The 11,695-nt window shown below is 74.9% G+C and carries 9 protein-coding genes; 6 read left to right on the forward strand and 3 right to left on the reverse strand.

Annotated features, from left to right (window positions below; translation table 11 throughout):
• Window positions 1-15 precede the first annotated feature (15 nt).
• The 3 genes from cydD (at window position 16) to J1792_RS06290 (ending at window position 6,214) form a co-directional block, all read left to right on the forward strand.
• Window positions 16-3,552 carry a thiol reductant ABC exporter subunit CydD gene (cydD, locus tag J1792_RS06280; RefSeq protein ID WP_207246784.1) on the forward strand — a complete coding sequence of 1,179 codons (3,537 nt, stop codon included), beginning with the start codon at window positions 16-18 and terminating at the stop codon, window positions 3,550-3,552.
• A 9-nt stretch (window positions 3,553-3,561) separates the two neighbouring features.
• Window positions 3,562-5,211 (forward strand): sensor histidine kinase, encoded by a 1,650-nt coding sequence (locus J1792_RS06285; protein WP_086570492.1) that lies wholly within the window; start codon window positions 3,562-3,564, stop codon window positions 5,209-5,211.
• A gap of 148 nt (window positions 5,212-5,359) precedes the next feature.
• Window positions 5,360-6,214: a M23 family metallopeptidase gene (locus tag J1792_RS06290; RefSeq protein WP_086570494.1), complete on the forward strand. Its 855-nt coding sequence runs from the start codon at window positions 5,360-5,362 to the stop codon at window positions 6,212-6,214.
• Between the two features lie 31 nt (window positions 6,215-6,245).
• On the opposite strand, the gene J1792_RS06295 is transcribed toward J1792_RS06290, so the two are convergent.
• Window positions 6,246-7,115: a Cof-type HAD-IIB family hydrolase gene (locus J1792_RS06295; protein WP_207246785.1), complete on the reverse strand. Its 870-nt coding sequence runs from the start codon at window positions 7,113-7,115 to the stop codon at window positions 6,246-6,248.
• A gap of 130 nt (window positions 7,116-7,245) precedes the next feature.
• Between J1792_RS06295 and J1792_RS06300 the strand changes: the two genes are divergently transcribed.
• The 3 genes from J1792_RS06300 (at window position 7,246) to pspAB (ending at window position 9,781) form a co-directional block, all read left to right on the forward strand.
• Window positions 7,246-8,145, forward strand: coding sequence for an LLM class flavin-dependent oxidoreductase (locus J1792_RS06300; protein WP_086570498.1), 900 nt, complete (start codon window positions 7,246-7,248; stop codon window positions 8,143-8,145).
• 91 nt (window positions 8,146-8,236) lie between these two features.
• A complete protein-coding gene (htpX, locus tag J1792_RS06305; protein WP_086570500.1) occupies window positions 8,237-9,139 on the forward strand; it encodes a zinc metalloprotease HtpX in 903 nt (300 codons plus the stop codon).
• Window positions 9,140-9,196: 57 nt separating this feature from the next.
• Window positions 9,197-9,781 (forward strand): PspA-associated protein PspAB, encoded by a 585-nt coding sequence (pspAB, locus tag J1792_RS06310; protein WP_086570501.1) that lies wholly within the window; start codon window positions 9,197-9,199, stop codon window positions 9,779-9,781.
• A gap of 25 nt (window positions 9,782-9,806) precedes the next feature.
• On the opposite strand, the gene J1792_RS06315 is transcribed toward pspAB, so the two are convergent.
• Entirely contained in the window at window positions 9,807-10,775 is a 969-nt protein-coding gene (locus J1792_RS06315; protein ID WP_086570503.1) for a MerR family transcriptional regulator, read from the reverse strand.
• Between the two features lie 11 nt (window positions 10,776-10,786).
• A complete protein-coding gene (locus J1792_RS06320) occupies window positions 10,787-11,695 on the reverse strand; it encodes a metal-dependent hydrolase (RefSeq protein WP_207246786.1) in 909 nt (302 codons plus the stop codon).

Raw genomic sequence — 11,695 nt, forward strand, 5'->3', positions numbered from 1 at the left:
CGAGAGGTTCGCGCCATGAGGCCCATCGACCCCCGGCTGCTGAAGCACGCTTCCGCGACCCGCTTCTTCCTCGCCGCCTCCGTCGTCCTGGGCCTCGCGGGGGCCGGGCTGGTCGTCGCCCAGGCGATGCTGATCGCCGAGGTGGTGACCGGCTCCTTCCAGGACGGGCGCACGGCCGGTGACCTGGCCGTTCCGCTGGTACTGCTGGCCGCCGTCGCCCTGGGCCGGGCGGCGGTGTCCTGGCTGACCGAGCTGGCCGCGCACCGGGCGAGCGCGGCGGTCAAGTCCGCGCTGCGGACCCGGCTGCTGGAGCACGCGAGCCGGCTCGGACCGGGCCGGGCGGGCCGGAGCACCGGCGAGCTCACCGCCCTCGCCACCCGCGGAATCGACGCGCTGGACGACTACTTCGCCCGCTATCTGCCCCAGCTCGGTCTCGCGGCCGTGGTGCCCGTGGCCGTCCTGGCCCGGATCGTCACCGCCGACTGGCTCTCGGCCCTCGTCATCGTCCTCACGCTTCCCCTCATCCCCCTGTTCATGGCCCTCATCGGCTGGGCCACCCAGAGTCGGATGGACCGGCAGTGGCGGCTGCTGTCCCGGCTGTCCGGGCACTTCCTCGACGTCGTCGCCGGGCTGCCCACGCTCAAGGTCTTCGGCCGCGCCAAGGCGCAGGCCGAGTCGATCCGCGCGATCACCGCCGACTACCGGCGGGCGACGCTGCGGACGCTGCGGCTGGCCTTCCTGTCCTCCTTCGCGCTGGAACTGCTCTCGACGGTGTCGGTGGCGCTCGTCGCCGTCGGTATCGGCATGCGGCTCGTGCACGGCGAACTCGACCTGGCCACCGGCCTGATGGTGCTTGTCCTGGCCCCCGAGGCGTATCTGCCGCTGCGTCAGGTCGGCGCGCAGTACCACGCGGTGGCCGAGGGACTGGCGGCCGCGGACGAGGTCTTCGCGGTGCTGGAGACCACGCCCGCGCCGGCCGGCACCCTGTCGGCGCCGGACGCGCGCGGAGCGGCGCTGACGATCGACCGGCTCGTGGTGCGGCACGCGGGCCGCACCGAACCCTCCCTGGCCGAAACCTCGTTCGAGGTGGGGGCCGGGGAGACCGTGGCGGTGACGGGCGCCAGCGGAGCGGGCAAGTCCACGCTGCTGAACGTGCTGCTGGGCTTCGAACGGCCCGCGAGCGGGCGTGTGTTCCTGGGCGGTACGGACCTGGCATCGCTCTCCCCCGACAGCTGGCGGAACCAGGTGGCCTGGGTTCCGCAACGACCCCACCTCTTCGCCGGGACCGTCGCCGAGAACGTACGGCTGGCCCGGCCGGACGCGACGGACGCACAGGTGCGGGACGCACTGCGGGCGGCCGGCGCGCTCGAGTTCGTCTCCATGCTGCCGGAGGGCACTGACACCCGGCTCGGCGAGGACGGTGCGGGGCTCTCCGCCGGCCAGCGCCAGCGCCTGGCACTGGCCAGGGCCTTCCTGGCCGACCGGCCGGTGCTGCTGCTCGACGAGCCGACGGCGTCGCTGGACGGGGAGACCGAGGCCGCCGTGGTGGCGGCCGTACGGCGGCTGGCCGAGGGCCGCACGGTGATCCTGGTGGTGCACCGGCCGGCGCTGCTCGCCGTGGCCGACCGGACGGTGCGCCTGGGGCGCCGGCCCTTCGCGGCGGGGGGATCGCCCGTCCGGACGGCCGAGGGTCCGGCGGCGTACGGGGCACCGGTGGTGCCCGAGGCCGCGGACCGCGCCGAGGCCGCCGCGCCCGCTTCCCGGCCCGGCGCCGGGGCTCTCGCGCGCGTACGGGCCGCCGGGCGCCCCCTGCGGGGGCGGTTCGCCCTCGCCCTGCTGCTGGGCGCCCTGGCCCTAGGCAGTGCCGTCGCGCTCACGGCCACCTCCGGGTGGCTCATCTCGCGGGCCTCGCAGCAGCCTCCCGTGCTCTACCTGATGGTCGCCGTCACCGCGACGCGCGCCTTCGGCATCGGGCGTTCCGTCTTCCGCTACGCCGAGCGGCTGGTCTCGCACGACGCCGCGCTGCGGGTGCTGGCCGGGCTGCGGGTGTCCGTCTACCGGCGCCTCGAGCGGCTCGCCCCCGCGGGCCTGCGGGGTGCCATGCGCGGCGATCTGCTCTCGCGGCTGGTCGGGGACGTGGACGCGCTGCAGGACTACTTCCTGCGCTGGGCGCTGCCCGTCGGCTCGGCCGTGGTCGTCGGCACGGCCTCCGTGGTTTTCACGGCGTGGCTGCTGCCGGAGGCGGGCGCGGTGCTCGCCGCCGGGCTGCTGGTCGCCGGGCCGGTGGTGGCGGCCCTGTCGGGCGCGGTCGCCCGGCGTGCGGAGCGGACGTTGGCGGGCGTCCGGGGCGAACTCTCCTCGCACACCGTCGAATTGCTGACCGGTACGGCCGAACTGACCGTCGCCGGTGCGCTGCCCGCCCGGTGGGAGCGGCTGCGGCGGGTGGACGGCGAGCTCACCCGGATCGCCCGCCGCGGCTCCGCCGCCACCGCCCTCGGCTCGGGCCTGTCGGCGCTGGTCTGCGGGCTGACGGTGGCCGCCGCGGCGTGGGTGGGCGTACGGGCGGTGCACGACGGGCGGCTGAGTGGGGTGTGGCTGGCGGTGGTCGTGCTGGTGCCGCTGGCGGCGTTCGAGGCGGTGGCCGGGCTGCCGCTCGCGGTGCGCAGCCGCCACCTGGTGCGGCGCTCGGCGGAGCGGGTGCACGAGGTGCTGGACGCGCCCGTGCCCGTACGGGACGGCTCGGAGCCCGCGCCCGCGTCGCCGTTCCCGCTGCGGGTGGCGGGGCTGACGGCACGCCATCCGGGGCAGGCGGCGCCGGCCCTGGAAGGGTTCGCCCTGGAGCTGACGGCGGGGCGCCGGGTGGCCGTGGTGGGCCGGTCGGGGGCGGGCAAGACGACGCTCGCCCAGGTGCTGCTGCGCTTCCTGGACGCCGAGGAGGGCTCGTACACCCTGGGCGGGCGGCCCGCGGCGCGGATGGACGGCGACGGGGTGCGGCGCCTGGTGGGGTTGTGCGCGCAGGACGCGCACATCTTCGACAGCTCCCTGCGCGAGAACCTGCGCCTCGCGCGCCCCGGCGCGGGCGACGCCGACCTGCGGCGGGTGCTGGCGGCGGCCCGGCTGTTGGACTGGGTCGACGGGCTGCCCGAGGGCCTGGACACCATGGTCGGCGAGCACGGGGCCCGGCTGTCCGGCGGCCAGCGGCAGCGGCTGGCCCTGGCCCGGGCGCTGCTCGCGGACTTCCCCGTGCTGGTGCTGGACGAGCCCGCCGAGCACCTCGACCTCGCCACGGCCGACGCGCTGACCGCCGACCTGCTGGCGGCGACCGAGGGTCGTACGGCCGTACTGATCACCCACCGGCTGGCCGGGCTCGAGGCGGTCGACGAGGTGATCGTGCTGGACGCGGGCCGCGTGGTGCAGCGGGGGGCGTACGCGGAGCTGGCGCGGGAGAACGGGCCGTTCCGGCGGATGCTGGAGCGGGAGGCCGCCGACGACGCGTACTCCGCCGAGGACACCAGTCGAAAGGCGCTTTCCCTGGCAAATGGCACTTATTAGGCTCGTGTCATGGCAGCCACGGATCAGCCCTCAGCCCCGCGGGACACCCCCGGGGCGCCCGGAGGCGCCCAGGACTCGCTGGACGCCGCCACGGAGGCCACCCGCAGCCTCCAGGGCCTGTCCACCGAGCTGACCGGGCGGGTGCCGCAGCTGCTGGAGGCCATGCGCTCGGTCGGCACCGGACCGGAGCTGCACAGCACCCTCGACCGGATCGCCGAGACCGCCGCCGAGCTCGCCGACGCCCGGTACGCCGCCATCGGGGTCATCGACCCCTCCGGCCACGGGCTGTCGGACTTCATCACCTACGGGGTCGCGGCGGACCAGTACGAGGACATCGCCGACATCGCCGCCTTCCCCGACGGCCAGCACGCGCTGGGCGTACCGATCCGGGTCGGGGGCGAGATCTTCGGCAACCTCTATCTCACCGAGAAGCGCGGGGGCGGCGAGTTCAGCGTCGCGGACCTGCACATGGTGAAGATCCTGGCGACGGAGGCGGGCATCGCCATCGGCAACGCGCGCGTGCACGACGAGAGCCGCCAGCGCATGCGCTGGATCGACGGCTCCGTGGCCGTCACCACCGCGCTGCTGTCGGGCAGCGACGCCGAGGACGCGCTCTCCGTGGTGGCCGAGCAGGCGCGACGGCTCGCCGACTCCGCCGCCGGCATCGTGCTGCTGCCGGACGGCGAGGGCGGCCTGGAGATGGTGGCCGTCTCCGCCGACGACCCCACCGGGCTCCTGGGGACGGTGATACCGCCGCACAGCCCGGTCGCCTCCCTGCTGCTCGCGGGCGAGCCGGTCTTCATCGACGACTCGGCCACCGACCCCCGCATGATCACCGAGGTCGCGCCCCGCTTCGGCCCGAGCATGCTCCTGCCGCTCAAGAGCGGCGACCGCGTGCTGGGCACCCTCGCCACGCCCCGCGCGCGCGGCGCCCGGAAGTACACCGCCACCGAACGCACCCTGGCGGCGCAGTTCGCCGCCCAGGCCGCGCTGGCCCTCGTCCTGGCCGAGGCGCAGCGCGACCGGGAGCGGCTGGCCGTCTTCGAGGACCGCGACCGCATCGCACGGGACCTGCACGACCTCGTCATCCAGCGGCTGTTCGCCACCGGGCTGCTGCTCGAGAGCGCCCAGCGCCGCGCGGTCGTACCGGAGGTCCGCACCAAGGTCGGGCAGGCCGTCGACGAGCTGGACGTGACCATCCAGGAGATCCGGACGGCCATCTTCGCCCTCCAGCAGGAGCCCACGGAGGCCCCCGCCGGGCTGCGCACGCGCGTCCTGCGCGAGCTGGGCACGGCGGCCGTGCCGCTCGGCTTCCAGCCCTCCGCGACGTTCGTCGGACCGGTCGACGCGAAGGTCGGCGAGCGGACGGGCAAGAACCTCATCGCCGCGCTGCGCGAGGCGCTCTCCAACGCCTTCCGGCACGCCCGCGCGTCCCGGATCGAGGTCGTGGTCGACGCGACGGCCACGCTGCCGGACGGCCGGGAGGCGGTGCGGCTGACGGTCGCCGACGACGGGGTCGGCATCCCCGAGGGCGGCCGGCGCAGCGGGCTGCGCAACCTCGCCAAGCGGGCCGAGTCGCTGGGCGGGTCCAGCTCCTACGGGCCGGGTCTGGGCGAGGACGGGGGCGGCACGAAGGTGGTGTGGAAAGCGCCCCTGTGAGGCCCGGCCCCGGGTCTGGCTCCGGACCCGGCCCCGGTGGGGCTCCGGGGCCGCCCGTGGGGCTCCGGTATGCCGTCCAGCCGTAAATATTCCGCCGAACGGTCCTGTGTGGGCGCGCTCGGGTGGCGCCCGGGTCAGGATCGCGAACATGCGATCTTCCTATCGTTCCGGTATGGCCCTGGGCGCCCTGTGGATGGCGGCCGTCCTCCTGCCCGCCCCCGCCGGGCCCTTCGACGGCCTCGTGCCGGTCGCGGCCGCCGCCCCCGTCGGGCTGCCGGCCCCACGCGCGGGCGAGACCGACCGGCGGGAGCGGCTGGCGCGGATACTGATCGCGGCGGACGCCCGGAGCCGCCGCCCGGCGGCCGGGGAGGAGAGCCCCGCCGACCCCGGCCCCTACGGAGTCGTCGACGCCGACGTCGGCCGGACGCGCGGCGAGAAGGCCGGCCTCGAGGGGCGGCTGGCCAAGGCGCGCAGCGACCTGCACGGCATGGCGGAGGCGTCCATCCGCAGCGGCCACTGCACGCCCGTCGATCTCGACGGCCTGCAGGGCGAGACCGAGGGCGACCAGGGCTCCGCCGGCACGCCGGCGGTCTCCTCCGGCGGCTGGACGCGGCCGCTGCTGTCGTACGAGCTCACCGCCCGCTTCGGCAGCGCCGGCGGGCGCTGGAGCAACGGTCACACCGGACAGGACTTCGCCGTCCCCATCGGCACCCCCGTGCGGGCGGTCGGGGCCGGCACCGTGGCCTCGATCGGGTGCGGCGGCCCCTTCGGCATCAGCATGGTCCTCCGGCACGACAGCGGCTGGTACTCGCAGTACGCCCACCTGTCGGCGCCCATCGTTCCGCAGGGGCGGCGGGTGCGCGCCGGCGAGTGGATCGGCCTGTCGGGGACCACCGGGAACTCCACCGGCCCCCACCTGCACCTCGAGATCCGGCGCACGGCGGAGTTCGGCTCGGCCGTCGACCCCGTGGGCTGGCTGCGCGCCCGGGGGGTCGACCTCTAGCGGCGGCCGGCGGTGGGCGGCGCCGGGGCGGCTACGGGCGGGGCAGGCCGTGCAGGATCTGCTCGATGACCAGCGCCACGCCGTCCTCGGTGTTGGCCGCGGTGCGGTACGTGGTCGCGGCCAGCACCTCGGGGTGGGCGTTGGCCATGGCGTACGAGGTACCCGCCCAGGCGAGCATCTCCAGGTCGTTGGGCATGTCGCCGAACGCCACGACCTCCTCGGACGCGATGCCGCGCCGCTCGCACCACAGGGCGAGGGTGCTGGCCTTGCTGACGCCCGGGCCGCTGATCTCCAGCAGCGCGGTCGGGCTGGAGCGGGTGAACGAGCCGTGCTCGCCGGCCGTCGTGCGGGCCCGCTCCAGGAACGCGTCCGGGGCGATGTCGGGGTGGAAGGCGAGCAGCTTGATGATGGGCGCCCCGGGGCCGTCGGCGCCGTCCAGCAGCTCCTCGGCGGAGGCGATCGGCGCGCCCGGCTCGGACCGGAAGGGCGGGTACTCGGGCTCGTAGTGGATGCCCGAGGTCCGCTCGATGGCGAAGGAGGTGCCGGGAGCGGCGGCGCGCAGCGCCCGCACGATGGCGAGGGCGGCGGCCTCCGCCAGCGGGCGGACCTCGATGAACCGGCCCCCGTCGTGCAGGTCGGCCACGACGGCGCCGTTGGCGCAGATCGCCAGGCCGTGGCCGTGGACGTGGTCCCTGACCACGTCCATCCAGCGGGCCGGGCGGCCGGTGACGAAGAAGACCTCGATGCCGGCCTCCTCGGCGGCCGCGAGGGCCGCGACCGTACGGTCGGAGACCGTCTGGTCGTCCCGCAGCAGGGTGCCGTCGAGGTCGGTGGCGATCAGCCGGGGAGTGGCGGCCGGCCGGCGGGTCGCCGGGGTCTCGGGCTCGGTAGCGGAAGTCACGGCCCCATTCTCGTCCACCGGCGGGAGACCGGTGCACAAGCGTGCGACTCATGTGTGCTCTTGAGCCGGACGGCGCCCGTGGGACCGCCGGGTGCCGCGCCCGCCGGACCCACCGCCTAGGCTCGGGGGCATGCGACTGAGCACCGTGATCCTTCCCGACCGCCGCTGGTCCGAGGGCGGCCGAGAGTCCTGGCAGCGCGCCGAGGAACTGGGCTTCCACACGGCATACACCTACGACCACCTGTCCTGGCGCACCTTCCGGGACGGCCCGTGGTTCGGCGCGATACCGACCCTGACGGCGGCCGCCGGCGTCACCTCCCGGATGCGCCTGGGCACGCTGGTGACCTCCCCGAACTTCCGCCACCCCGTCACGCTCGCCAAGGAGCTCATCTCCCTGGACGACATCTCCGGCGGCCGCGTCACCGTGGGCATCGGCGCCGGCGGATCCGGCTTCGACGCCACGGCCCTGCTCAAGGACGGGCAGGACCCGTGGACGCCGCGGCAGCGCGCCGACCGCTTCGCCGAGTTCGTCCCGCTGCTGGACCGCCTGCTCACCGAGGACGTCGTCTCCTACGAGGGCGAGCACTACTCGGCACACGAGGTGCGCAACATCCCCGGCTGCGTGCAGCGCCCCCGGCTGCCCTTCGCGGTCGCCGCCACCGGCCTGCGCGGCATGCGGCTGGCCGCCCGCCACGGACAGGCCTGGGTGACCACCGGCGACCCGAAGCTCTACGAGGCGGGCACCCCGGAGCAGTCCCTGGAGGCCGTGCGCGGGCAGATCCAGCGCGTGGGCATGTTCTGCGCCGAGACGGGCCGGGACACCGCGGATCTGCACAAGGTGATGCTCACGGGCTTCACCCCGGACCGGCCGCTGGAGTCCTTCGACGCCTTCGTCGACTTCGCGGGCGCCCACGCGGAGGCGGGCATCGACGAGATCGTGGTGCACTGGCCGATCGCGGACTCGATGTTCGCCTCGGACGTCGCAGTCTTCGAGAAGATCGCCACGGAGGCGCTCGCGCAGCTGTCCTGACCGCCGACGGCCCTGGTGCCGGCCGGCGAGGGAGAATCGGGAGAGGAACGCTTCTCCGCGGGCCGCCGCCCGCGGGCCCTGGAGGTGCGCCGTGCAGAGCACCCGATTCGTCCCCGACCGGGGGCTGACCACCCGCATGGCCGGCACGATGTTCCTCATCGGGCTGCTCTACGTGGTCTTCGTGGGCGTGCTGGTGGCCCTGCTGCGCGGGGCCTGGCCGCTGATCCTGCTCGTGGCGGGCGGGATGTTCGTCGCCCAGTTCTGGTTCGGCGACCGGATCGCCGCCTTCGCCATGGGCGCCCGCGAGGTCACCCCCGAGCAGGAGCCCGAACTGCACGGCGCCGTCGACCGGCTGTGCGCGCTCGCGGACATGCCCAAGCCCAGGGTGGCGGTCGCCGACAGCGACGTGCCCAACGCCTTCGCCACCGGGCGCGACCGGCGCAATGCCCTGGTGTGCGCGACGACCGGACTGCTGCGCAGGCTGGAACCGGAGGAGCTCGAGGGCGTGCTCGCCCACGAGCTCTCCCACGTCGCCCACCGCGACGTCGCGGTCATGACCGTCGCGTCCTTCCTGGGCGTCCTCGCCGGCATCATGACGCGCGCCGGCCTGTGGGGCGGCCTGCGCCGCGTGGGCGACCGCGACAGCAACACCGCCGTGCTGGTGGTGCTGATCCCCCTGGTCAGCGCCCTGGTCTACGCCATCAGCTTCCTGCTCACCCGGATGCTCTCCCGCTACCGCGAGCTGTCCGCCGACCGGGCTGCCGCCCTGCTGACGGGCCGCCCCTCGGCCCTGGCCTCCGCACTCACCAAGATCAGCGGCGAGATGGCCCGGATCCCCACCCGCGACCTGCGCCAGGCCGAACCGTTCAACGCCTTCTACTTCGCACCCGCCCTCTCCGGGGAGGGCCTGAACCGGCTGCTGTCCTCGCACCCCACCCTCGAACAGCGCCTCGACCAGCTGGGCAGGATCTCGGCCCGCCTCGGCCTCGCCTGAGACACCGGGACGAAAGCCGGAAGGAAGCTGGAAGGAAGCCGGAAGGAGGGACCGACCGTGGGTTTCCTGGACGTCGTCCTCGGCCGCAGCAAGCCGGTCCGCCCCGACCTCGACCGGCTCTTCGCCCTGCCGTCCGCCGCCGTCACGCTGCGGGCGGGCGCGGGCTTCGCCCCCACCGGGGCGGGCTCGGTGTGCTTCGCCAGCGTGGAGGGCGGGGCGTTCGAGCGGATCCGCGAGGACGTACGGGCGCTGCTGGACGCCGACACCGGGCGGGGCGGGGTGCCGGTGGAGTTCGGCCGGGACTCCTACGGCTACACCTGGCTGCTCGCCCGGCAGCCCGCCGACGACACGGCCGCGCTGGTCAACGACCTGCACGCGGTGAACACCCTGCTGGAGGAAGGGGGATTCGGGCCCCAGCTGCTCTGTTCGCTGGTGGGCTTCCGCGACGCCGCCGAACGCCCGCTCGCGCTCGTCTACCTCTACAAGCGCGGCACCTTCTATCCCTTCGCGCCCCTTCCGGGCGGCGCGGACCGGCGGGACAACGCCCTGGAGCTCCAGGTGAGGGCGCTGCTGGAGGGCGAGCTGCCGATCGAGCGCGACCTGAGCCGCTGGTTCCCCGTGTGGGGCGCGCCGGGGCTGTGAGGCGGGCCCCAGGTGGCCGCCGCCCTCAGCGGCGGCGGACGAGCCCGTCCATGGCCCGGGCCCGCACCTCGCGCTCGGCGGCGGCGGTGATGAACGCGGTGGCGTTCTCCGGCCCGACCAGCGCCCGTACGGCCCGTACCGTGCCGGCGGGCAGGGCGACGTCCTCCTTCGCCGCCGGCGCCGGCCGCCCGGCCTGCGACGGATCCTCCGCCGCCACCGCGCCCAGGTGGTCGCGGAGATAGCGGGTGGCCAACGTGCGCATCGCGCGGGCCAGTTCGGCGTCGACCGTCTGCTGGGCGAGGGGGCGCAGCCGGCGGACGAGGGAGGCGGCCTCGGCCGCCTCCTCGTCGGTGGGCGGATGGTTCAGGTACGGATGGAAGACGTGCTCGGTGGTGAAGTCCAGGAAGCGGGTGGCGATGTGCTCGACCTGGACGCGCAGTTCGCGCAGGTGACCGGATATGGCGAGCAGCGGCACCCCGGCCGCGTGCAGCTCGGCGGCGACGGCCAGTTCCTGGGGGCTGGGCACGAGGAACTCGTCGGGCGAGGACGGCACCCGTACCAGCACGCCGAGCTCCACCGCCTCCTCGACGGCGTCGTCGTCCGGCCCGCCGCCGAACCTCTCGCCGAGCTCCGCGCGGGTGATCCGGCCCGGCTCCTCGTCCGTCCAGGGCCCGTCGACCTCCGCCACCAGCCCCAGCACCCCGCCGAGCCCGCGCCCCGCGTCCCAGGCCTCCAGCAGGTCCTTGATGCTGGCCAGGGTGTAGCCCCGGTCCAGGAGGCCGGCGATCTGGCGCAGCCGGGCCAGGTGGGTGTCGCGGTAGACGTTCGCCCGGCCGCGTCGCTCGGGCTTGGGCAGCAGCCCGCGGTCCTGGTAGGCGCGGATCGTGCGGACCGTGGCGCCGCTGCGGTGCGCCAGGTCCTCGATCCGGTACTCGATCCGGTACTCGGCCCGGTGCTTGGCGCGGTGCTCGGTGCGGTACTCGGCGTCGGTCATGTGGTGGCTCCTTACGAGATGGCCGCGCGCCCTATAGCGCCCGCCGCGGCCCGTGCCGCGGGTGAGGTCGCCAGATAGTCGACGGCTCTTCGCAGCGACCCCTCCTGCGAGGGATGGTACGACCGGCGCACGTACCGGGGGACGGCCGAGCCGAGCTCCCGCCAGGTGGGCAGCAGCCCCTTGGTGACCGCGCGGTTGTGCGCGCGCAGTCCGTAGCGCAGCCGGCCCGCCAGCTTCGGGTCGTTGCGTATGAGATAGGCGGCTCCCGTGGCCCACAGGTACGCCAGCCACGGGGCGGCGACCGCCATGCCCAGCAGGCGGCGGGCGTAGCGTCCGGGGTCCTCGCCGCCGCAGTGCTCGTACATGTCGAAGGCCACGGCGCGGTGTTCGACCTCCTCGGCGCCGTGCCAGCGCAGCAGGTCCAGCATGACCGGGTCGGGCCCGGCCCGGTCCAGGTCGTCCGTTCCGAGCACCCAGTCGCCCAGCACCGCCGTGAACTGCTCGACCGCCGCGACCACCGACAGCCGCCAGCGCAGCCACTCGCGTTCGCTCACCGGGAGGCCGAACGGCGGTCTCTCGCCGAGGAGTACGTCGAAGAGGAAGTCCACCCGGCGGAGGTACGGGCCGGTGTCCAGGCCCTGTGCGGCGAGGTGGGACAGCACGTAGGAGTGCTGGGTGCTGTGGGTGGACTCCTGGCCCATGAAGCCCTTGACGTCCTTCAGCAGCTCCTCGTCGCGCACCAGCGGCAGGGCCTCCTTGAAGACCTTGACGAACCAGCGCTCCCCGGCCGGCAGCAGCAGGTGGAGGACGTTGATGACGTGGGTGGCGGTGGGTTCGCCGGGTATCCAGTGCAGCGGCGTGTCCCGCCAGTCGAACGACACGCGCCGTGGCGCTATCCGGTAGGGGTGGGTGACGCTCAT

Source organism: Streptomyces triculaminicus (genome assembly GCF_017349075.1).
Taxonomy (GTDB): domain Bacteria; phylum Actinomycetota; class Actinomycetes; order Streptomycetales; family Streptomycetaceae; genus Streptomyces; species Streptomyces triculaminicus.